The organism is Brevibacillus sp. MS2.2, from assembly GCF_013284345.1.
GTDB classification, from domain to species: domain Bacteria; phylum Bacillota; class Bacilli; order Brevibacillales; family Brevibacillaceae; genus Brevibacillus; species Brevibacillus brevis_C.
In genome coordinates, this window is the sequence record NZ_JABSUZ010000046.1 from 1 (window position 1) to 22,034 (window position 22,034).

22 protein-coding genes are annotated in these 22,034 nt (G+C 48.3%); all 22 read right to left on the bottom strand.

Annotation, left to right across the window (positions count from 1 at the left end):
• Positions 1–258: 258 nt before the first annotated feature.
• Complete coding sequence (gene lysS, locus HP568_RS26560; RefSeq protein ID WP_048035633.1) at positions 259–1,779, bottom strand: lysine--tRNA ligase; 1,521 nt, start codon at positions 1,777–1,779, stop codon at positions 259–261.
• 102 nt (positions 1,780–1,881) lie between these two features.
• Entirely contained in the window at positions 1,882–2,358 is a 477-nt protein-coding gene (greA, locus tag HP568_RS26565; RefSeq protein ID WP_047074771.1) for a transcription elongation factor GreA, read from the bottom strand.
• A gap of 217 nt (positions 2,359–2,575) precedes the next feature.
• Complete coding sequence (dusB, locus tag HP568_RS26570) at positions 2,576–3,604, bottom strand: tRNA dihydrouridine synthase DusB (protein WP_048035632.1); 1,029 nt, start codon at positions 3,602–3,604, stop codon at positions 2,576–2,578.
• Positions 3,605–3,675: 71 nt separating this feature from the next.
• Positions 3,676–3,885, bottom strand: coding sequence for a helix-turn-helix domain-containing protein (locus HP568_RS26575; RefSeq protein ID WP_173630671.1), 210 nt, complete (start codon positions 3,883–3,885; stop codon positions 3,676–3,678).
• Positions 3,837–4,367, bottom strand: coding sequence for a 2-amino-4-hydroxy-6-hydroxymethyldihydropteridine diphosphokinase (gene folK / locus HP568_RS26580; protein ID WP_048035631.1), 531 nt, complete (start codon positions 4,365–4,367; stop codon positions 3,837–3,839). Before folK ends, HP568_RS26575 begins: the two co-directional genes overlap by 49 nt.
• Positions 4,364–4,735 (bottom strand): dihydroneopterin aldolase, encoded by a 372-nt coding sequence (gene folB, locus HP568_RS26585; RefSeq protein WP_173630672.1) that lies wholly within the window; start codon positions 4,733–4,735, stop codon positions 4,364–4,366. The genes folK and folB overlap by 4 nt, the downstream gene beginning before the upstream one ends.
• Before the next feature lie 2 nt (positions 4,736–4,737).
• Positions 4,738–5,925, bottom strand: coding sequence for a dihydropteroate synthase (gene folP / locus HP568_RS26590; protein ID WP_173630673.1), 1,188 nt, complete (start codon positions 5,923–5,925; stop codon positions 4,738–4,740).
• Between the two features lie 52 nt (positions 5,926–5,977).
• A complete protein-coding gene (gene pabC / locus HP568_RS26595; protein WP_173630674.1) occupies positions 5,978–6,823 on the bottom strand; it encodes an aminodeoxychorismate lyase in 846 nt (281 codons plus the stop codon).
• 33 nt (positions 6,824–6,856) lie between these two features.
• A complete protein-coding gene (gene tatC / locus HP568_RS26600) occupies positions 6,857–7,591 on the bottom strand; it encodes a twin-arginine translocase subunit TatC (protein WP_048035628.1) in 735 nt (244 codons plus the stop codon).
• 69 nt (positions 7,592–7,660) lie between these two features.
• Positions 7,661–7,861: a twin-arginine translocase TatA/TatE family subunit gene (tatA, locus tag HP568_RS26605; RefSeq protein WP_017247013.1), complete on the bottom strand. Its 201-nt coding sequence runs from the start codon at positions 7,859–7,861 to the stop codon at positions 7,661–7,663.
• Positions 7,862–7,881: 20 nt separating this feature from the next.
• Entirely contained in the window at positions 7,882–9,525 is a 1,644-nt protein-coding gene (locus HP568_RS26610) for a PhoX family protein (protein ID WP_173630675.1), read from the bottom strand.
• A 136-nt stretch (positions 9,526–9,661) separates the two neighbouring features.
• Complete coding sequence (pabA, locus tag HP568_RS26615; protein WP_173630676.1) at positions 9,662–10,246, bottom strand: aminodeoxychorismate/anthranilate synthase component II; 585 nt, start codon at positions 10,244–10,246, stop codon at positions 9,662–9,664.
• Between the two features lie 17 nt (positions 10,247–10,263).
• Positions 10,264–11,757 (bottom strand): anthranilate synthase component I family protein, encoded by a 1,494-nt coding sequence (locus HP568_RS26620; RefSeq protein ID WP_173630677.1) that lies wholly within the window; start codon positions 11,755–11,757, stop codon positions 10,264–10,266.
• A gap of 120 nt (positions 11,758–11,877) precedes the next feature.
• A complete protein-coding gene (gene cysK, locus HP568_RS26625; RefSeq protein ID WP_048035624.1) occupies positions 11,878–12,810 on the bottom strand; it encodes a cysteine synthase A in 933 nt (310 codons plus the stop codon).
• Between the two features lie 82 nt (positions 12,811–12,892).
• A complete protein-coding gene (locus tag HP568_RS26630) occupies positions 12,893–13,795 on the bottom strand; it encodes a peptidyl-prolyl cis-trans isomerase (RefSeq protein WP_173630678.1) in 903 nt (300 codons plus the stop codon).
• 28 nt (positions 13,796–13,823) lie between these two features.
• Positions 13,824–14,696: an Hsp33 family molecular chaperone HslO gene (gene hslO / locus HP568_RS26635; RefSeq protein ID WP_048035622.1), complete on the bottom strand. Its 873-nt coding sequence runs from the start codon at positions 14,694–14,696 to the stop codon at positions 13,824–13,826.
• Positions 14,697–14,885: 189 nt separating this feature from the next.
• Positions 14,886–15,830: a sigma-70 family RNA polymerase sigma factor gene (locus HP568_RS26640; protein WP_007725227.1), complete on the bottom strand. Its 945-nt coding sequence runs from the start codon at positions 15,828–15,830 to the stop codon at positions 14,886–14,888.
• A gap of 250 nt (positions 15,831–16,080) precedes the next feature.
• On the bottom strand, positions 16,081–17,040 hold the full coding sequence (locus HP568_RS26645; protein WP_173630679.1) for an ABC transporter ATP-binding protein: 960 nt from the start codon (positions 17,038–17,040) through the stop codon (positions 16,081–16,083).
• A gap of 25 nt (positions 17,041–17,065) precedes the next feature.
• Positions 17,066–17,983: a C40 family peptidase gene (locus tag HP568_RS26650; protein WP_173630680.1), complete on the bottom strand. Its 918-nt coding sequence runs from the start codon at positions 17,981–17,983 to the stop codon at positions 17,066–17,068.
• Position 17,984: 1 nt separating this feature from the next.
• A complete protein-coding gene (locus HP568_RS26655; protein ID WP_173630681.1) occupies positions 17,985–19,079 on the bottom strand; it encodes a dipeptide epimerase in 1,095 nt (364 codons plus the stop codon).
• A 151-nt stretch (positions 19,080–19,230) separates the two neighbouring features.
• Positions 19,231–20,889, bottom strand: a complete 1,659-nt coding sequence (locus tag HP568_RS26660) for a peptide ABC transporter substrate-binding protein (protein WP_048035618.1) — start codon at positions 20,887–20,889, stop codon at positions 19,231–19,233.
• 117 nt (positions 20,890–21,006) lie between these two features.
• A complete protein-coding gene (locus HP568_RS26665) occupies positions 21,007–22,032 on the bottom strand; it encodes an ABC transporter ATP-binding protein (RefSeq protein WP_173630682.1) in 1,026 nt (341 codons plus the stop codon).
• Between the last annotated feature and the right edge of the window lie 2 nt (positions 22,033–22,034).

Genomic DNA, 22,034 nt, shown 5'->3' on the forward strand with positions numbered 1-22,034 from the left:
AGAGCATTTTCACAACAACCATTTCATCTTATCAGGTTGTCCAGGTCGTGTCAACAAGTTTTTTCAACGTGTTTTTCAGCGACCTCATTAATCTATCACAAACCCCGAAGGAAAAGCAAGAACTATTTTCACATCTTTTTTTGTGATCGATTCAGTAAAAAAGAAGAACAGGTATTAATATAACACTTAACCTTTTTAAGTGCAAGTAAAAAAATAAAAACCACCTGAGTTTTTCTCAGATGGTTCTATTCTGCAAGACTAGTCACGGTTGCGCATATGTGGGAACAGCAGTACGTCGCGAATAGAAGGAGAGTTGGTCAAAAGCATTACCAGGCGGTCAATTCCGATTCCTAATCCTCCAGTTGGCGGCATACCATATTCAAGCGCTTCAATGAAATCGTCGTCCATATCATGCGCTTCGTCGTTACCAGCTTCTTTTTCCAAGAGCTGTGCTTCAAAACGTTCGCGCTGGTCAATTGGATCATTGAGCTCTGTAAATGCATTAGCATGCTCACGAGCTACGATAAACAGCTCAAAACGATCCGTGAATCGCGGATCCTGGTCATTTTTCTTCGCCAATGGCGAAATTGCCACAGGATGACCGTAAACAAAGGTAGGCTGAATCAACGTATGCTCCAGCTTTTGCTCAAAGAATTCATTCACTACATGTCCGAACGTATGGTGAGGCTCAACGGATACGCCATGCTCTTTTGCCAAAGCACGCGCTTCATCGTCGCTCATTTCCTTCCAGAAATCGACGCCCAGATTTTCCTTAATCAAATCTACCATGTGTACACGACGCCATTTTGGTGTCAGGTCAATCTCATTGCCTTGGTACTGAATTTTCATAGTGCCCAATACTTCCTGTGCAATATGAGCAACCATTTCTTCAGTCAGGCTCATGATATCCTGGTAGTCGGCATAAGCTTCGTACAGCTCAATCATCGTGAACTCAGGGTTGTGACGAGTAGAGATCCCTTCGTTGCGGTAAACGCGACCGATTTCATATACCTTTTCCAGACCACCGACAATCAGGCGTTTCAAGTGCAGCTCAATTGCAATACGCATATACAGTTGCATATCCAATGCATTGTGGTGCGTGATAAATGGACGAGCAGATGCACCACCGGCAATCGCATGGAGTGTAGGTGTTTCTACTTCCAGATAGCCAAGGTTGTCCAAATAACGACGCATCGAAGTAAGAATGCGGCTACGAGTAATGAACGTATCGCGAACTTCTGGATTCACAATCAAATCCACGTAACGCTTACGGTAACGGGTCTCGATATCTTTGAGGCCATGGTATTTCTCAGGCAGTGGACGCAGTGATTTGGTCAGGTAGGATACTTCCTTTGCTTTTACACTGAGCTCGCCGGTTTTGGTTTTGAAAACAACACCAGTTACACCGATCATGTCACCGATATCAGCCAAATCAAATACTTTGCTCAGCTCTTCGCCAACGGTATCCTGACGGACGTAGATTTGAATCTGACCGGAACGATCCAGCAGTTGAGCAAAGCTCGCCTTACCCATTCCACGTTTCGCCATCAAGCGGCCTGCAATCGTAACCACGTTCTCTTCCGCTTCCAGCTCTTCCTTGCTCTTTTCACTAAAAGCTTTCGTTATATCTGCAGCGTGATGCGTTTGCTCGAATTTTTTACCGAACGGATCAAAGCCCCACTCACGCAATTGATTCATTTTGTCGTGACGCACTTGAAGAAGCTCGTGGAGCCCTTCCTGTTGCTGTTCTTCTTGTTGAAGGTCTTGCTCGTTTGCCATTTCACTCACTCCTCTAGAAAATGCCTGCATTAACAATTTTGTACAGACTTTTATAATAGCGATACGGCGTACCTCGCAAAAGGTACGCCATAGATCGACTGCTTACAGGTTAATATCAAGAATCTCGTACTGAATGACTCCTGCCGGTACGTTCACGTCAACAATCGCACCTTTTGCTTTGCCGAGGAGCGCTTGACCTACCGGGGACTCGTTGGAAATCTTGTTGTTCATCGGATCGGATTCAGCAGAACCTACAATCGTGTAATCGACAACATCACCGAACTCGAGGTCTTTCAGTTTCACACGGGAACCAACGCTTACAACACCTGTATCTACATCTTCATTTGTGATGATACGGGCATTGCGCAGCATTTTTTCCAGCGTCAGAATGCGGCCTTCGATGAACGCTTGCTCATTCTTTGCCTCTTCGTATTCAGAGTTCTCACTGATATCTCCAAAGCTAATCGCTTCTTTAATACGAGCAGCTACTTCCTTGCGTTTAACCGTTTTCAAATCTTCAAGCTCTTGTTCCAGCTTCGTTAAACCTTCTGGTGTAAGGATGACTTCTTTTTCAGACATGGTTCAATTCCCCCGTTTTAAAAAATGATTCCATTTATACTGGGTAAAGTACAAAGGATTATATGTAGATGTTCTATACAATATACAGCAGAATGCAATCGCCTGTGAGGTTCAAAGGTAAAGCTGCCAGTGTGGACTGGCAGCTCGGCTCCCAATATTACGGAGTATTATAGGATATGAAGGAACCCTTGTCAATGTCTGGAATGAACCACCAATTTTAGTAGCTGACAGCCTCATCACGCGCTGTTTCCAGCGGTTCTTCGCTGTCATCTGCGTAGTTTTCAATCCAGTCGACATAGTTCATGAGGACGCTGCGAAGCTCCTCTTCTGTCTCAACCGCATTCACGAGATTTTTCGTGTGCGTCGAGCCCTTCAAACCTTTCAAGTAATACGCCGCGTGCTTGCGCATCTCAAGGACTCCCACTCTCGGACCCTTCAGCGCGATTAAACGCTCTGCATGCAATAAACAAATATTCATCTTTTCACGTGCGTTTGGCTCTGGACCAAGCTCGCCCGTCGTCAGGTATTGAATGGTGCGATACAACATCCATGGATTTCCGAGCGCAGCACGTCCAATCATAACACCATCACAGCCCGTTGTATCCAGCATGCGTCTCGCATCCTCAGGAGTAGCGACATCCCCGTTACCAATCACCGGAATCGAAACGGTTTCCTTCACGCGACGGATCCATTCCCAGTCCGCTTGCCCTTTGTACATTTGTACGCGGGTACGTCCATGAACAGCAACCGCTTTGCCGCCTGCACGTTCAACTGCCTTGGCGTTATCCAGTACGTACAGATGATCTTCGTCCCAGCCTAATCTCATCTTCACGGTGACCGGCTTGTCGACCGCATCGACCACAGCAGACACCACTTCGTAGATTTTATCTGGATCGAGCAACAGACGCGCACCTGCATCGCAGCTCGTAATTTTCGGCACAGGACAGCCCATGTTGATATCAATGATATCCGCATTCGAATGCTGGTCTACATATTTCGCCGCACTCACCAAAGTTTCCTTGTCTCCACCAAAAATCTGCAAACTTAGTGGTTTTTCGCGTTCGTCGACAAACAGCATATCCATCGTTTTTTTGTTTCCGTGCACGATGCCCTTGTCGCTTACCATCTCAGCGCAAACCAAGCCAGTACCGAACTCCTTGGCAATCAGACGAAAAGCAGGATTACAAACACCTGCCATTGGAGCGAGAACTACGTTGTTCTTTAATTCGATATTACCGATTTTCATCTATTTTTCGCCTCCTTATTCCCGCTTAGTCGGGGTCTTGGAGAGGACAATCCTATCCAAACTTCATTACATCACTTATTTTTAGCACATAATTCATCGTAGTCTACCTGTAAAGTGCTGGCGATCCTCCGTAATACAGGCTCTGTTGGCGTACGAGTTCCTCTCTCTAGTGATCCAACAAACGACAGTGACACTCCCATCTTTTCCGAAAGGGACTGTTGTGTATACCCTTTTAGCTTTCGGAAGGACCGGATTCGATTTCCCAGTTGATTGTTCCCCACTCACGTACCCCCTTGTGATCTTCTACCAATAAGGAAAGATAATGATCAATGGTCTGGTTATGCTCAGGTAAAACGCCGCCTTCCCAAACGTCTCGAAGCGGCACGAGTACAAAAGCACGCTCGCTCAGCCCGGGATGAGGAATCATGAGATTGTCTTGCGAAACACGAGATGTCCCGTACAGCAGTAAGTCAATATCAATCGTGCGCGGTCCCCATCGAACCGTTCGCACACGACCCAGCTCTCGCTCTACTGACAAAGCTGTCTCTAGCAGTTGATCCGGGCTCTGTTCTGTTTCCACAGCGATCGCCATATTCAAAAATGCATCTTGTTCGACGTAACCAAATGGATCAGTCTCATAAACAGAGGAGACACGCAGCACGCGAATTCCAGGCTGCTCGTTCAATCTCTGTATTGCTCGGCGCAAATTCTGTGCCCGATCCCCGAGGTTGGAGCCTAGCGCCAAATACGCACAAACTGTCATGAAGCAAAATCCTCTCTTCTACGGATCATCTCAATCGCAACCGACTCATAATGCCCATTGATCGGCGGATTCGGCTTGGTCACTTTTGCTTTAACTTCATGCAAGGGGAATTGCCCCAATAGACGTTCTGCTATCACAGCAGTCAGTTTTTCTACCAGATGAAATCGTTCACCCTCGACAATTTTTTGCACACAAGTAAAGATATCGGCGTAATTGACTGTATCGTGAAGATCGTCACTTGCTCCGGCCTTGGATAAATCGAGCGATAGCTCCAGATCGACATAAAAACGTTGGCCCAGCTCAGCCTCTGCTCCAAACACACCGTGATATCCGTAAAAAGACATGCTATTGAAGTAGATTTTATCCAAGGTTAAATGCCCCCTCTTAGCATCGCATCCATCATCTTCGTCACGCGCTTCATTTCTTTGACATCATGCACCCGTACCATATGACAGCCTTTTGCCGCCCCGAGGGCAACTGTCGCTGCCGTACCTTCGACACGTTCATCTACGGGCAAATCGAGAACATGACCGATCATCCGCTTGCGTGAGGTGGCAAGCAGAACGGGATAGCCCAGCCCTACCAGATCATCCAGCCTGCGCATCGTTTCGAGATTTTGCTCGACAGTCCTTACAAAGCCGATCCCCGGATCAAGGATGATTCGCTCCTGTTTTACCCCTGCCTGCAAGGCAATCTGTACTGACTCACGCAGGTCTTTGATATAGTTTGGGAAAAAGTCGTGATAGTCCGTGTCTTCACGATTATGCATCAGGATAATGGGCACATCTAGACGAGCAGCTACCTCTGCCATCCGTGGGTCACGCTTCGCTCCCCATACGTCATTAATGATATGTGCGCCTTCCAAAATAGCCCGTTCTGCAACCGCCGCTTTGTATGTGTCAATGGACAGCGGAACAGACAATTCCTGCGAAAGTATCCGAATGACTGGCAGCACTCTGTCCAGCTCCGTCGCCTCATCGACTACTTCTGACCCCGGACGTGTCGATTCTCCCCCGATATCAATCAGGTCAGCTCCGGCCTCAACCATCGCACGCGCTTGTGCCAGTGCTGCCTCCACATCGACATAGCGACCGCCATCTGAGAATGAATCAGGTGTCACATTCAAAATGCCCATGACTAGCGTTCGCTCTCCTAATGGCAGGACATACTGGCCACAGTTCAGTTCGCGGCGCGCACGAAGCTTGGCAGGCATAGCTAAAACTTCCCGTACCTCTGCCGCCAACGCTCGTAGTTCTTCTGTTTGGGTCTTCATATAATCCAACGCCAAATCCATCTGCTTATGTGAAGCCAACAACAGCACGTATTTTTTGTCGGCATTACCTGGTTGGTCTGAAATAATGGCTTCCGCATCAAAAGAGTGCATAATCTCTCTCACACTCTGTGCTTTTGCCACACTCATATTTTCCGTGTGAATCTTTAGGCTCGTCCCCGCTTCCGCCATGCCTTCGGCTTCCGGAACAGGAACTCCCCTTTTGACAAGCTCCGATACCATCTCAGCGAAGGTCGCAGCATGGATTCGAAATGAATTGTATTTCATGATCAAACTCCCTTTTTCCGTCTTCGCACATTGAATAGTAGCATACCATAATTTACTCGCTAGCCGCTACAGACTGACGGTAGGCGCGGTGCAGTTCGCACGAATATGTACCATATGTCGAAGGAACGGATTGCCCGTCAATTTCGGTAATCGGAACGATTTCTTGCACGGAATTTGTCGTAAAAACTTCATCAGCGTTGAGCAGATCTTCCAAGCGATATCGCCCTTCTTCGACAGGCATCGATAATTGCTGTGCCAACGTCAAAACGTGTCGCCGTGTCACACCATCAAGAATGCCCGTATCTATAGAAGGGGTAAACAACTTGCCGTTCTTGACCCAGAATACATTGCTCACAATTCCTTCCGCCACGAAGCCATCATGCGTTAAAAATAGACCTTCAACATCGGGACGGGCGCCGAGTTCTTGGCGTGCAAGCGCGTTGTTTAAGTAATTGTGCGATTTAAAGCGCTGCTGGCCTTCCGCTGTTTGTCTAGCCAACGCCAATGTCTGCAATCGTTTTGGCGGAGGAGGTACTGCCAGAGGTGCTACAGGTTTGGCAAATACGAATAAGGACGGACGCTCGTACCCCCCTGCTACCAAGCCCACTCCTTCTGAGCCGGCCGTAATACTCAAGCGGACGTAAGCATCTCGCAACTCGTTAGCATCTATGGTCATCAAGATGGCTTCAGCCAGCTCTTCCTTTGTCCAAGCAGGTTGAATCTGCAACGCAAAAAGCCCGGAACAAAGCCGGGCGTAATGAGCATCCCATAGAAATAGCTTGCGGTCGTATACACGTAACGTTTCAAACAAACCAATACCGTACAAAAAACCGTGGTCCAATACCGATACTGTAGCCTCTTGAGCCGGATAAATCGTACCGTTAACATAAACGTGCATCTGCGCTCTCTCCCGATAATATAGTCGAGAGCATCATATCATATTTTCCGGAGAAACCGCTGTCTCCTGCACACGTTTGCCGTGTACGAAACGCGAGATAGTAATGGAGATTTCATATAAAACGATGAGTGGCACAATTACCATAATATCGGAAAGAAAATCAGGCGGAGTAATCGTAATCGAGATAATCGCGAGCACCAAATAGGCAGGTTTGCGCATTTTAGCCAAGCGATGCGGGTTGAGAATCCCCAAATGGCTCAAAAACAAAACGACAACCGGCAGTTCAAAAAGCAACCCAAACGGCAGGCACAGATTAAGCATGAAGGTGAAATAATCGTTCGCTGTAATGACCAGTTCAAAATTCCCGTTGGATAGCCCCAAAACAAATTTGTACATCATCGGAAAGAGCACAAAGTATGCGAAGGAAAGCCCGAAAATAAACAGCAGAAATAGAGCCGGGATATACATGAGCGCCACTTTTCGCTCTCTTTCTTCCAATGCGGGCACCACAAAGCGCCAAACTTGATAAGCGGCAACCGGGATTGTAATCGCAAGTGCACCGACTGCGGCCAGCTTTACATAGATCGACAGGATATCACCCGGCCCAAGAATCGCCAGCTTTTCCCCTGAATGATTCGCTAACGCCAAATAAATATGATCCACAAACAAAAAACAGATAACCATACTGACAACAAGAACGGACAGCACAATCAAAATTCTGCGGCGCAGGTCTGTAACATGCTCAAGTATAGGCATCTCTTTGCTCACTCGAACTCCTCCTCATGCGCGGAAAAAGGCAGTGCGTCACGTGTACGCACCGCCTTCTCTCTGGCTGGATTAGTTGATTCGTTTCAACGCTTCTTCTGGAGCCTTCTCTTTTTCATCATCGTCTTTGGTCAAATCTTTTGCTGCAGTTTTAAATTCGGTCAAGGTTCGTCCAAAAGCACGACCGATCTCTGGCAGTTTACTCGGCCCGAAAATCACCAAAGCAATGATCAGGATCAGAATTAATCCAGGAATACCGATGCTCGACAGCATAATCTGTTACACTCCTTGTCCTAGAAACCTGTAATAGCAATCACGCTCGGCATGGCTACTGCATTTCCGCCTTTAGGCCAGTGGCTGGTCGGTTTGTCATACGACTTCAGGTTTTCACCTGGATGCTGCACCGCCAGGAACAGTGTTTTTTCATCAGGGGTGAACCAAGGACCTGTCATTTCAGCGCCTACTGGTGCAGACGCGAATTGTGCGGCTTCCCCCTTGCCGTTACCCGTTGTTGGAATGAAAAACACACCATTGTTTCCAAAGGATTTGTAAATGCCGCTGTTCATCGACGAGGACGAGATGTCTGTCACGATCCACAGATTACCCGCGCTGTCGAAAGCCATGTTGTCTGGCGCCGCAAAACCGCTTTGTGGTCCACCTGCTGCAAAAATCTCAAACGTAAACTCCAAGCCTGCATGGTTGTTATCATTTTCGAACAGACGAACGATTTGTCCGTAGAAATTGCCATGCTTGTCGTTGTTGGTCAAGGCAATAAAGACGGAACCATCAATCGGATGCACTTCCAGGTCTTCTGGGCGATCCATCGGGGTAGCCCCTACTGCTTTGGATGCATCTCGGCAGTTGAGAAGCACGTCAGCCTGAGAAGCAAACATCGGTTTGCCATCTTCATCAACTGCTTTTTTCAGTGCTTCGTTTGTTGCGAAATCCAACGCAATCCACTTGCCCTTACCGAAGTTGGCAACGTACAGTGTACCCTCTTCCAGCAGCTTGGAATTGTTTTTCCCTGCCTTCGGATCGTACTTGCCTTTGGATACATACTTATACACGTATTGGTCTTTCGCATCATCCCCCATGTAGACGACCAGTTGTCCAGACGGAGCCAGAACCATTGCCGTGTTTTCGTGGGAGAATCTGCCCAATGCTGTATGCTTTTTCGGAGTCGATTTCGGATCAAATGGATCTACCTCAACAACCCAGCCATAGTGCTCGGCTTCAGGCAGCTTGCAATCACCGACGACGTCCATGTAGTTTTCCTCGCAGGAAAGAATTGTATTCCACATTGTCACGCCACCAGAGCAGTTCGCAAATGTTCCGGTTACTTCTTTGGCAATAGAAGCTGCTGGACCAGTCAACACATGCTTGGTTAGTCCGCTCACCCGACGGCCATATTCGGAATCAGAAACAAGCTTCCAGCTTCCATTTTCTTTTTTGATTTCAATAATGGAACCGCCCAGTGCATACAAGTACTTCTTGATTTGCTCAGGGGTACGTTTGTTATCATCTGCATCTGCATTCAGATAGTCATAGCCATTCACGTAATATTCCAACTCACCTAAATATTCGTGATTCACCCACAAAAGGCCATGATCGGACTTGCCTTCGATTGGAAGGAAACAGGTAAAGTCATTGTTGAACCCGAAGGTATCTCCTGCTGCATTGATTTTATCGCCATAGGAAGCCACTACATCGTATTTGAAGCCGTCCGGCAGTACAACATCGTCTTTCGTAGTCGGATGAATTTCTTTGAATTTCGGATTGAAGTTATGTTTCTTTGTATCGAGACCAAACAGATGGTCGGCTGTTTTTCCTGATAGGGTATTACCAGCTGCCAGGGCAGGAATTCCTGTTGCTACCGAAGCCAACGCCGCTGTCCCTACACCGAGATAAGTCAAAAACTGTCGACGATTTACATCCATTTACTATCTCTCCTTTTTCGCCTTCTTCGGTTTCATTGTACAAGCCGTATATCGAGGAACCATGAATGTTATATAAAGAGTATGTAAATAAAAAACCGCCCTCGTAAAAAGGCGGTTTTCCTGTCGTATCTATGTGTTAACCTGTCGTATGGCGCGCGTATGCAGTAAGGAAGTTCTTCAGCAATTGCTTGCCGTGCTCGGTAATAATCGATTCAGGGTGGAACTGGACGCCTTCGATTGGGTACTCCCGATGGCGCACAGCCATAATTTCGCCTTCGGCTGTCCGGGCGGTTACTTCCAGCTCACTCGGAATGGTCGCTTCCTCAATAATCAAGGAATGGTAGCGTGCCGCCGTAAAGGGAGAAGGAATGTCCTGAAAGATAGTTTTGCCATCATGGAAAACTTCCGACGTTTTTCCGTGCATCAAGCGCTCGGCCCGAATGACTTTTCCGCCAAACACTTGTCCAATGGACTGATGGCCCAAACAAACACCCAAAATCGGAATTTTTCCGGCAAAATGGCGGATCGCATCCATGCTGATCCCCGCTTCATTTGGCGTGCACGGTCCTGGAGACACCATTAAATAATCCGGTGCCAATCGTTCGATTTCTTCCAGCGCAATCTTGTCATTGCGATACACTTGCAGCTCTTCCCCAAGCTCTCCCACATACTGCACCAAATTGTAGGTAAAGGAATCGTAGTTATCAATCATCAAAATCATCGTACACTCGTCTCCTCTCAACTCATCGTTCTCTGCTCGCTCAACTCAAGCGCTTTCCACAACGCTTCTGCCTTTTTCAATGACTCGGCATATTCGGCCTCTGGAACCGAGTCAATCACGATACCCGCTCCAGCCTGCACATGAGCTACGCCATCCTTAATCACCATGGTGCGGATGGCAATGTTGACCTCGATATCACCATTGAAGCCAAACCAGCCGATTGATCCCGTATAGACGCCTCGCTTGACTGGCTCCAGCTCCTCGATGATTTCCATCGTACGAACTTTTGGCGCTCCGGTGATCGTCCCTCCCGGAAAAGTCGCTTCGATCGCATCCAGCGCATCCTTGCCTGCTGCCAGCTCTCCTTTGACGTGAGAGACGATATGCATGACGTGGGAATATTTCTCCACGACCATGAATTCGCTGACCTCCACACTGCCAAAGCGACAGACACGGCCCATGTCATTGCGTTCCAGATCAACCAGCATGACATGCTCTGCACGTTCCTTTTCATTGTCAATCAGCTCACGTGCCAATGCATCGTCTTGCTCGTCCGTTAATCCACGTGGACGTGTACCGGCAATCGGACGCGTATGCACTTCCTTGCCTTTTACCTTTACAAGTAGCTCTGGCGAGGCACTAACTAATTGAAACTCAGGGAAGCTCAGATAGCCCATATAAGGAGAAGGATTCAGCTTGCGAAGCACATCGTACACTTCTGGGGCAGTCACCTGCACCGGCTTACTTTGCCGTACGGACAGATTAACCTGAAAAACGTCCCCCTGGGCGATGTACTCCTGCACCCGACGAACCGCATCCTCGAATTGGTCTTTGGCAAAGGATACTGACGCTGGCACTAGCTTGGCAAGCGGTCTTTTGCGTAAAGCTTCCCAATCTGTCTCATCGCGATCCATTGTCAATGAAGCAATTGAATCCATGCGTTTTTCCAGGTGAAGTGCTGCTTGTCGATAGCTCTCTTCGGTCAAATTGTCCGCGCTCAAATGCGTCAGGCAAATGATCTCTCGGGTCTCATGATCAAAGACAAGAAGGTCTTGCATTATCATAACATACAGGTCTGGCAACTGTAAGTCGTCAGTCGCTATCTGTGGCAAGCTAGGCTCAAAAAAGCGGTTCATCTCATAGCTGATATAGCCTACGGCGCCTCCAGCAAAATCTGGCATACTTGGAAGCGCAGGCGTACGGTAACGAGAGAGCAGTTCTCGTAAAGCATTCAATGGGTTGAGAGTCTCTATGCTCTCGATTTTTCCCTCTGGGTACGAAACGATAGTTTCTCCTCGCTGACTGCGCAGCGTAGCGATAGGCTCATATGCCAAAAAGGTATACCTCCCAGCTCGTCCACTTTCCAACAGGACAGCATGTTGTAGTGACGGCTGTAGTTTTGTGAGTACCTGCCACGGATCAATTGTCGAAGGCCACGGTTTACGCAGGACAAGGGGAACTAACGGGTAAGATAAGGCATACGTCTGGCAATCAGCAAAGGTAGGGAACATTCTTCCTCTTCACGCTCCGGTTTTCACTATTTATCCGTTCATTATATAGTTGCCTGATACAAAAAGAAAAGACCACGTCGCCAACATAGCGCTCCGTGGTCTTGCAGTATCTTTTTACCATTAATCTTCGAACTGATACAGAGGCGTGGACAAATAACGCTCCCCATTCGAAGGAATGACAGCAATCACTTTTTTGCCTTTGCCGAGCTTCGCTGCTACTTGCAGAGCCGCATGGATCGCTGCTCCAGAAGAAATCCCGCCGAGAATACCTTCCTGACGAGCAACACGACGCGCGGTTTCAAAAGCGTCCTCGTTTTCTACCTTAATGATCTCGTCGTAAATTTGTGTATCGAGAATATCTGGAACAAAGCCAGCACCGATACCTTGGATCTTATGTGGACCTGGTTTGCCGCCAGACAAAACTGGCGAAGCCGCAGGCTCAACAGCCACGATTTGTACATTCGGATAGTGTTCACGAAGAACCTGCCCTACACCTGTAATCGTTCCGCCTGTACCGATACCGGAAATAAACGCATCTACGCCGCCGATTTCCTTCGCTTGGTCCAACAACTCACGACCCGTTGTCTCACGATGAATGGCCGGGTTTGCCAGATTTTTAAATTGCTGCGGAATGAAATACGAGCTATCTTCTTTCGCCAGCTCTTCCGCTTTGCGAATTGCTCCGCCCATCCCTTCGCTGCCTGGTGTAAGAACCAGCTCCGCACCATACGCACGCAACAGGTTGCGACGCTCAATACTCATCGTCTCTGGCATAACCAGAATAGCACGGTATCCTTTTGCAGCAGCAACCATCGCGAGTCCAATACCGGTATTTCCGCTCGTAGGTTCAATGATGGTATCACCCGGTTTCAGACTTCCATCTGCCTCTGCTGCCTCAATCATCGACAACGCAATTCGGTCTTTTACACTGCTCCCCGGGTTGAAGAACTCCAGCTTCAAGTAAATGTCTGCAATATCTTCGGTGACAATACGATTCAGCTTTACAAGCGGAGTAAATCCAATCAAATCGGTAATGGAATTAGCCACGCGCATATGTTCTGCCCCTCCTATTTTAAATAACCGAGTAAAACGCTAGGATTTATTGACATAATTATATCAACGGTAGCCTATTTGGTCAATGAGGCATTTGCCCAGAAATCTGAACCCCTACCGATTTTCGCAATCGCTCCAGCACAACATCCAGCGACTCGACCTGGGCAAATGCGATTTCTCGACGCAGCTCATCTTTTACCTCTTCAAACGTCCGTCGACTGGCTTCCCTGCGCTCTGTCAGTTGGTAAATGACGAAATGATCTTCTATTTTGATCGCTTCGCTATATTTGTCTTTCTCCAGCTTTTCTACTATGGGCTTCGCCTCATCGGGCAATCGATTATCCTTGATGGAAACCCAGCCTACATCGCCGCCGTTCACCGCTGTATCCGGATCTATCGAACGCTCTTTGGCAATCGTCTGAAAGTCGGCCCCGTTTTTTAAATCAGCCAAAACTTGTTCTGCTTCTTTTTGGGAAGCCACGACGATTTGCCCTAAACGCATCTGCATCGGTCGGGTATAACGGTCAGATCGGCTATTGTAGACGTTTAATATCTCTTCATCCTTGATGGTCATGTCTTTCGTTGCCAGGGTTTGCAGCAGGATTTGGTAAGAAATCTCCTGCTTCAGGGCTTCCACGGTCGTTCCCGCTTGTTTTAACAACGCAGCCTCAAACTCGCTATCTGTCCGACTGCCGTAGCTGTCGCGAATCTGGGAAAGCTCTTGCTCCAGTTGCTTCGGATCAACTGTGATGCCGGATCGCTTCGCCTCTTGAAAAACGACTTCCCGATTAATCATGTCGTTTAGCACTTGCTTACCGAACTTTTGTTTCAGTGCCGTTACATACTCATCGTTGCTAATCGTCTTATCCCCTACGATGGCGGCAGGCTGCAGCTTGCCTGATGCCTGGTACCATGCCCAGGTAACGGCAAGCAGCAACAATACAAGCGCCCCAATGAATGCCCACAACCCTTTTACGTTGGTCATGCCAACACTCCCCTACTTGACGCCGCGCTTACATGTCTTTCAGGATGTCTTCCAACGCGGATCTGTCATAATGGTAACGTTCATTACAGAAATGACAGTGTACTTCTGCTTCGCCTTGTTCCTCAATCAGACCTTCCATTTCTTCGCGTCCCATACTGATCAGTGCCTGAACAACCTTATCCGCTGAACATTTGCAGCTAAATTGAATCTCCGTGCGGCTCAGGATTTTTGGCTCATCCAATACGCGGGCCAAAATCTCTTCAGGAGTCAAGCCTTCGCCAATCATGCGAGAAACCTGTGGAAGCTGTCCCAGGCGCTCTTCAATTGCTGCCACAACCTCTTCAGGCGTATTCGGCAACAGTTGAAGTATAAATCCACCCGCCGCCAAAACAGAACGGTCTTCAGGATTAACCAATACACCCACACCTACTGCTGAAGGCGTTTGCTCGGACATCACAAAATAATAAGTGAAGTCTTCCCCAATCTCACCAGAGACGATCGGCGAACTGCCTTGATACGGCTCCTTGAGACCGAGATCTTTCGTTACGTACACAAACCCGTCTGTTCCCACTGCACGCGCTACATCGAGCTTGCCTTTTTCGTTTAGCTCAAAGTGGACATGCGGGTTGGATACATAAGCGATACCTTCACCATGTGCGTTTGCTTCCGCCATGATCTGCCCGATTGGTCCGTCTCCTTTTACTTTGACATGGAGGCTCTCGTTTCCTTTTAACATAGCCCCCATCATCAAGGTAATGGTCAGCGTACGTCCCGCTGCTGCTGTCGCTGTATTCCACATGTCGTGACGACGACGCATATCTTCGACAGATTCTGTCGTGCGTGCGGCAAATGCACGAACATGCCCATTAAAACCAGTTGCTCTTATCATATAATCGCCCATGTAGCGATCCTCCTTTTCAAACTACCTCTTTACATAGCGAAAAAAATCATGAAGCTATCTTACCAGTTTACCACAAGGAGAAAAAGACTACGCCTCTCCTACTGTGAGTCTGACACTTTGTGAATTCGACCATTTCTGACAGAAAAAACCCCTCTGCACGAAGAGGGGCCGAAATAATCAAATCCTATGTTAGGTTAAATAATCTTTTAATACGTGTGAAGCTTTTTGCGTTCGCAATCGGTCAATCGTCGTCGCTTCAATTTGGCGAATACGCTCGCGGGTAAGTCCGAACATTTTCCCCACTTCCTCCAGCGTATACACTTGATCATCATAGAGACCATAACGCATGGAGATAATTTCTTGGGCGCGGGGACTAAGTCGCTCCAACGCTGCGCGCATTTGCGAGCGAAGGTCTACCTTTTCAATCCAGTCATCCAGAGAGGACAACCCATCATCCATGATTTCTGCGTAGCTCAAGCTCTCATCCTCATGCCAAGCCTGCCATTTCTCACTATCCAGCTCAGCGTCGATGGATTCCATCTTCATCATTAAAGCCAGTTCAATGGCTTCCACCTTTTCTAATGGAATATCCAAGAGTACGGCAATCTCCTGCCGATCAGGCGTACGGTTCAAAGCATGGACGAGATGTAGTACTTGCTTCTGATACTGGCGAATCTGCTCATGCATGTGGACAGGAATGCGAATCAAAGTTGCTTTGTCGTTGATGGCACGGGTGATCGCTTGAGAGATCCACCAGTGTGAGTAATGATAGAGACGGACGCCACGTCCCACATCAAATTTGTCAATCGCGGTAAACAAACCTATGGTGCCCTCCTGAATCAAATCCAGGAACGGCATCCCTCTTTTCAAATGGCGCAAAGCGGTACTAACTACGTATCGTAAATAGGCGCGCACAATCGTTTCACGTGCTTCAAGATCGTCATCCCTTTGATAACGAATCAGGCAAGCAAGCTCTTCTTCTTTGTCCAACATGGGTGTTGCAGCGACGCTTTCCAAAAACAGTAGAGCAGAAGTGTCCGATCGAAGTGATCTAGGGACAACAATTCCCAACTGTGTCTCCACTTCCCGCCAGCGACGGGGAGTTGAATGGAACGAGGAGGTACTCAGAGTCATATGCAACCCTCACTTCTCTGGAATGAAGTTCACGATGAAGTAGGTGAGTCACGGAATGTTTTACTGTATCCGTATTTCGACAAAACCCGTTCGATTCCTGCTAGTTAACAGAATATTAACAGTTCTCCTCTCCAAACAGTTGATGAAAGCCCTTTCATAGGTTAGAGTTAAAAGTTTATGAAGAAAAAGCCATCCCCATTAGCGAAGGATGGCAAAAGGACAATGTCGAATCTTCTGATAAAATGGAAGTCTACTGATACAAGTGACAGGCGACGAAGTGGTTGGTGTCTACTTCTTGCCAGACAGGCTTCTTTTCGGCGCATACAGCTTTGGCTACTGGACAGCGCGTACGGAACACACAGCCGCTAGGTGGATTGATCGGGCTGGGAACGTCACCTTCGATAATGGTGCGCTCACGGCTTTTCTCCAAATCAGGGTCGGGGACAGGAATGGCCGACAACAATGCCTGCGTGTAAGGATGCTTAGGTGAATCGTAAAGGATTTCACTGGCGGTCATCTCGACCATATTGCCCAGATACATGACGCCAATCCGGTCACTGATGTGCTTAACCATCGCCAAATCATGCGCGATAAACAAATACGTCAGCTTTTGTTCCTGCTGCAATTTCTTCATTAAATTAACGACCTGTGCCTGAACCGAAACATCGAGTGCGGAAATCGGCTCATCGGCAATGATGAAGGTAGGATTGACGGCAAGCGCCCGCGCAATCCCTATCCGCTGTCGCTGACCACCACTGAACTCGTGCGGGAAACGGTTGGCATGCTCTTTTTGCAAACCAACCATCTCCAACAGCTCAATCACACGATTCATTCGTTCCTTCCCTTTATATAGCCCATTCAGATGCAGGCCCTCCGAAATGATTTCCGCAATGTTCATTCGAGGGTTCAGAGAAGCATACGGGTCCTGAAAAATCATTTGCATATGGCGTGTCAGCTTGCTCCGCTCAGCAGATGATGCCTGATGGACGTTTTGCCCGTCAAAAATGATCTCACCTGTCGTCGGTTGATACAATCCGATGATTGTACGGCCTGTAGTCGATTTGCCGCAGCCAGATTCCCCTACCAGTCCAAACGTTTCCCCCTCGTATATATCGAAGGAAACATTGTCCGCTGCCGTAAGTGAGAGCCCTTTACCCAACGTAAAGGTTTTTGTCAGGTTCTTTACCTGGACCAGCTTCTTTCGTTGCATCTGGCCACTCCTCCCCGTTATCCGTTTACCAGTATCGTCTGGAGACGCAATGTTCCTTTTCGAGCTTGTAGCCATCCAGCTTGACGATCTCAATGGCACTTCGCGAATCCGGAGAATGAATCATTTCGCCATTCCCCATGTAAATGCCAACGTGATGGACTCTGCCTTTCCCCTCTTCATGGGCAAAAAACAGCAGATCGCCCGGAAGCAAAGCTTCTTTTTCCACGAGCTGTCCGGCTTTTGCCTGATCAGATGCATCACGCGGAATCTGGAGACCGACAGATCGGTGCATGTTGTACGCAAATCCCGAGCAGTCATACCCGTAAGAAGACATGCCGCCCCATAAATAATGCAGGTTGAGGAATCGCTTGCCCGCTTCAACGATTGCCTTTCCACGATTACCGGAAAGCTCGATGGGCTCATTTGCTTTTACGATTTGGACGTCTGCTTTTGGCAAAAGTGCTGTGCCGTTCGGTGTCGCTACCGTTACCCAATCCGCAGTTTCCTCAATCAGCGGCAGTTTGGTCAAAAACGCAAGCTCCATGTCTGGCTTTTTGTCCGTTGTATGTAGATGGGTAAACGCCGCCGTGATCATCGCCAGCTTTTGGCCTTGCTGTACCTCAAAAGCATCTGACCACGGTGCTAGCTGGCGAGACGGAATCCAGCCCGGATAGCCTGTTGCGTTTTTGTTCGTAGTCTGATCAGGAATCAGAATCTGTGACCATTCCCCTTGCTCCTCGACTACCTCTACGCGTGTACCGTACAGTGCTTGTGTTTGAATCGCGTTATTGTCGTAAAAACCAAGCTTCTCCTCCACAGTAAGGGAAGCGAGCCAGCTTCGTGCATCAACCGGGGATTGGAGTGCTACTTGGTCAATTTCACGCGGCGACTCCGGCTTGGTCCACACAGTGGCAACAGAGACAGAAACAATGGCAGATTTCATCTTAGTTCTCCCCCTCCCACAAGCTGACGGAACGAATACCGAGCCCAGACTCTTCTGGCATGCGCATCAAGCGGCCCTCGTACGTTACGCCACCTTCTATACCATCGTGCAAAAGCATTAACGGAGCATCAAAATCAAAGTGGGTGATGTTCTTCTTACTAGCTGCAAAATGAGCTGCTGCTGATACAGCCAGTCGCGATTCGATCATGCTGCCAACCATGCATGGAATACCGTACTCTTCAGCCAATTGGTTGATCAATTGTGCTTTGTAAATGCCGCCAGCCTTCATCAGCTTGATATTAATCATGTCAGCCGCACGGTTTTGCAAAACCTGCAAGGCCTGCGCTGGTGAAAACACACTCTCGTCAGCCATGATTGGCGTATCGACCGAATCTGTTACCCGCTTCAAGCCTTCCAGATCATGCGCTTTTACAGGCTGCTCAATGAGTTCGATGCCAAGACCCATGTCCTCCATTTTGCGAATGGATTGCACCGCTTCTTTTACATTCCATCCCTGGTTGGCATCAAGACGAATCTTCACCTGATTGCCCACAGATTTGCGAATTTCCTGGATGCGCAAAATGTCATCCTCGATATTGTCCTTGCCAACCTTGATTTTCAGTACGTTGAAGCCTTGCTTGAGATAGGCAGCCGCATCCTCGCCCATTTCTTTCGGGGAGTTCACACTGACGGTATAGTCAGTCTCCAATTGGTCACGGTAGCCACCCAGGAATTGATACAACGGCATTCCTGCGCGTTGAGAAATGAGATCATACAACGCAATGTCTACCGCTGCCTTCGCACTCGTATTTCCTACCATGGATTGATGCAAGGTTTGGAAAACTCGTTCATAGGCAAGCAAATTCAAGCCGATGAGCTGAGGTCTCATCGTATTCATAATCGCCGACTCGATGCTCTCGATGCTGTCTCCGGTAATGACGACGGTAGCCGAAGCTTCGCCCCACCCGACCATACCGTTGTCGCAGGTGATTTTCACCAGAATCGATTCCAGACTATGCACCGTACGCAAAGCGGTTTTAAAAGGCTTTTTCAATGGAACAGATATTCGTTTTACTTCGATGGCTTGAATAATCATGTTTTCCTCCATCTTCTCCAGCACTCGTGCTTTCTTTAGCTGTGTTTTTTCTAATAGACATACTAAATTATAGCACTATTAAAAATTCTAGCAAAAAAGGGGGGAGAGTCATTCCATCCGCCTGAAATGACTTCTCCCAACTCATTTTTTCTTACTTCACGACAGCTTTTCTCAGGTCTGTGTAGCTAAGTGAAGAGCTTTGTACACCACTCACCTTGTCGCTTGAGAGCAAGGAAGTGTTGTAAAAATACAGCGGTGCGATTGGCGCTTCATCCAACAAGATTTTTTCGGCATCATGCAGTAGTTTCAGACGTTTCGCATCGTCTGGCTCCTTGTATGCATCTTGGATCAGCTTGTCGAATTGCGCATTGCTCCAGCCCGTACGATTGCTTGCTGCCTTCGATTGGAAAATATCAAGGAAGTTGATCGCATCACCGAAGTCAGGCAACCAGGAAGAACGAGCAATTTGATACTGCAATTGCTTTTGCATATCCGTCAAAACTTTTCCTTCTACTTTTTGCAGCTTCACATCAACGCCCAGCGTCTGCTTCCACATTTCTTGCGCGGCTTGTGCCGTTTTTTCGTTAGCCGTTCCGCTGCGGTACGTGAGTGTAACCTCTGGCAGCTTTGTGTAGCCTTTTTCTTTCATTCCTTGTTCCAGGAGCTTCTTCGCTTCATCTGGGTTGAAGTTCACCAATTCTCCGCCTACTTCACGGAATTGTCCTTCACCGTTGGCATCAGGCAAACCAAAAGATACGAAGCCTGTTCCCGGTTTTTGCTGACGCATCAGCACCAGGTCGACCAGTGTCTTACGGTCAATCGCTAAGCTAAAGGCTTTACGAATATTGGCGTTATCGAATGGCTCCTTCGTTACGTTGAAACGATAGAACTCTGTACCTGCTCCATCACGCACGAATACTTTGCCGTCTTTGAACAATTGGTCTGCCATGTCCGCAGGAACAGTTGTCGTTCTGTGCAGCTCTTCGTTCGTAAACATTTGATACTCGGTATTCTCGTCATCAATCATTTTCCAAACCGCACCAGGCAGAGTTACATTTGCTGCATCCCAGTACGTATCGCTCTTCATCATTTTCAGTTCACTGTCATGCGCCCACTCTGTCAGCTTGAATGGTCCGTTTCCAACAAAGCTTGCTGCTTCTGCTGCCCATTTCGGATCTTTTTCTACAGTTGCTTTGTGTACAGGGAAGAAAGCTGGGTTGGATGCCAATAGAAGCGTCCAGGATGCTGGTTGAGCGAGAACGACCTCTAGCGTTTTGTCGTCCACCGCTTTTACTTTTACGCCATCCGCCGGTCCTTTACCGCTGTTATATGCCTCCGCTCCCTCAATAATGTACGCGAGGGATGCCGCCGGAGATGCCAGTGCAGGATCAAGCATGCGTTTCCACGCGAATTCGAAGTCCTGAGCCTTTACCGGTTCACCATTGGACCATTTGTTGTCACGAAGGGTAAAGGTGTAGGTTTTTCCATCTACAGAGACTGTCCATTCGGAAGCGGCCGCTGGTTGAGGCTTTTGATTTTCGTCCAGGCGAGTCAAGCCTTCCATCAAGTTGTTCAAAATGTTATAAGACGGCTCATCGAAGCCAATCGGCGGGTCCAATGACGTCGGTTCCTTAATATTGTTCAGCAACAGAAGCTTTGCCGCTTGATCGCCCGGCGTCGGAGCGTTTGGCTGAGCCGTGTTACCTGGTGCAGGCTCACTCGGTGCAGCTGGTTGACCCGATGTACATCCAGCCATGAGCATAGACACACCCAGCGTAGCCGACAGCAACAATGTTGATAGTTTTTTCACTGTTTCGTCCCCCTTATTTCTTTGTTTTTGTATGACGTAAAAGGATAGCGCCGTCAGACGACACCCTCTTTTACACGAATGAAGCCGGGCTTGACCACTACTCTCGACAGCCAAGAATCAGGTTCCCGTTGGCGGTTGCATCGACGCCAGCAACTTCTTCGCCCGCGGGTCCTGCAACCAACAGGAAACCGCGTGTTTGCTATGGACATGGGTCTCCGCAGGCTGGAAATTCCGACATACTTCCAACGCGTAGTCACAGCGTGCTGCGAATGCACAGCCAATTGGCGGGCTGAACAAATCCGGGGGTGTTCCAGGTATGGGACTCAACGGAATAGAGCGATCCGCATCCAAACGAGGCATCGATGCCAGCAAGCCTTTGGTGTATGGATGCTGCGGATTATAAAAAATGTCGCGAACAGGTCCGGACTCTACTACTTTTCCGGCATACATGACATTGACCCGATCCGCAATCTTAGCAACTACTCCCAAATCATGCGTGATAATAATGATCGAGACTCCGGTCTTTTGCTGAATGCTTTTGAACAGCTCGATGATTTGCGCCTGAATCGTCACATCCAATGCTGTCGTAGGCTCATCCGCAATCAGAATGGACGGCTTACAGACTAGCGCAATTGCAATCATGATCCGTTGACGCATCCCGCCACTGAACTGATGGAGGTACTGCTTAAGACGACTTTCTGGATTGGCGATCCCGACCAAGTTGAGAATTTCAATCGCTTGCCGCTTGGCTTCGCTTCTGGCGACCTTTTGATGGCGAATGATTCCTTCCATTATCTGTTCACCAATGGTGATGGTCGGGTTGAGCGACGTCATCGCATCTTGAAAGATCATGGAGATTTCTTTCCCACGCAGCTCACGCATTTGCTTTTCCGGTAGCTTTGCCAGATCCTGCCCTTTAAAATGAATGCTTCCACCCGCGATTTTTCCGATATGCTCCGGGATTAGTCGCATGATACTCCTTGCAGTCACGCTTTTCCCACATCCGGATTCTCCAACAATCGCCAGTGTCTCCCCTTTGTTCAAGGTAAAGTTCACGTCCCGAACAGCGTTCACTTCACCGCCATGCGTCTTGAATGTGACCCGAAGCCCACTGACTTCCAGTAGCTTTTCCGTTTTATCCATGT

Bases quoted from the DNA above. Each gene is read 5' to 3' on its own strand.
- lysS (WP_048035633.1), bottom strand. From the start codon at position 1,779: ATGGCAAACGAGCAAGACCTTCAACAAGAAGAACAGCAACAGGAAGGG.
- greA (WP_047074771.1), bottom strand. From the start codon at position 2,358: ATGTCTGAAAAAGAAGTCATCCTTACACCAGAAGGTTTAACGAAGCTG.
- dusB (WP_048035632.1), bottom strand. From the start codon at position 3,604: ATGAAAATCGGTAATATCGAATTAAAGAACAACGTAGTTCTCGCTCCA.
- folK (WP_048035631.1), bottom strand. From the start codon at position 4,367: ATGACAGTTTGTGCGTATTTGGCGCTAGGCTCCAACCTCGGGGATCGG.
- folP (WP_173630673.1), bottom strand. From the start codon at position 5,925: ATGAAATACAATTCATTTCGAATCCATGCTGCGACCTTCGCTGAGATG.
- pabC (WP_173630674.1), bottom strand. From the start codon at position 6,823: ATGCACGTTTATGTTAACGGTACGATTTATCCGGCTCAAGAGGCTACA.
- tatA (WP_017247013.1), bottom strand. From the start codon at position 7,861: ATGCTGTCGAGCATCGGTATTCCTGGATTAATTCTGATCCTGATCATT.
- HP568_RS26610 (WP_173630675.1), bottom strand. From the start codon at position 9,525: ATGGATGTAAATCGTCGACAGTTTTTGACTTATCTCGGTGTAGGGACA.
- pabA (WP_173630676.1), bottom strand. From the start codon at position 10,246: ATGATTTTGATGATTGATAACTACGATTCCTTTACCTACAATTTGGTG.
- HP568_RS26620 (WP_173630677.1), bottom strand. From the start codon at position 11,757: ATGTTCCCTACCTTTGCTGATTGCCAGACGTATGCCTTATCTTACCCG.
- cysK (WP_048035624.1), bottom strand. From the start codon at position 12,810: ATGCGCGTGGCTAATTCCATTACCGATTTGATTGGATTTACTCCGCTT.
- HP568_RS26630 (WP_173630678.1), bottom strand. From the start codon at position 13,795: ATGACCAACGTAAAAGGGTTGTGGGCATTCATTGGGGCGCTTGTATTG.
- hslO (WP_048035622.1), bottom strand. From the start codon at position 14,696: ATGGGCGATTATATGATAAGAGCAACTGGTTTTAATGGGCATGTTCGT.
- HP568_RS26640 (WP_007725227.1), bottom strand. From the start codon at position 15,830: ATGACTCTGAGTACCTCCTCGTTCCATTCAACTCCCCGTCGCTGGCGG.
- HP568_RS26645 (WP_173630679.1), bottom strand. From the start codon at position 17,040: ATGCAACGAAAGAAGCTGGTCCAGGTAAAGAACCTGACAAAAACCTTT.
- HP568_RS26650 (WP_173630680.1), bottom strand. From the start codon at position 17,983: ATGAAATCTGCCATTGTTTCTGTCTCTGTTGCCACTGTGTGGACCAAG.
- HP568_RS26655 (WP_173630681.1), bottom strand. From the start codon at position 19,079: ATGATTATTCAAGCCATCGAAGTAAAACGAATATCTGTTCCATTGAAA.
- HP568_RS26665 (WP_173630682.1), bottom strand. From the start codon at position 22,032: ATGGATAAAACGGAAAAGCTACTGGAAGTCAGTGGGCTTCGGGTCACA.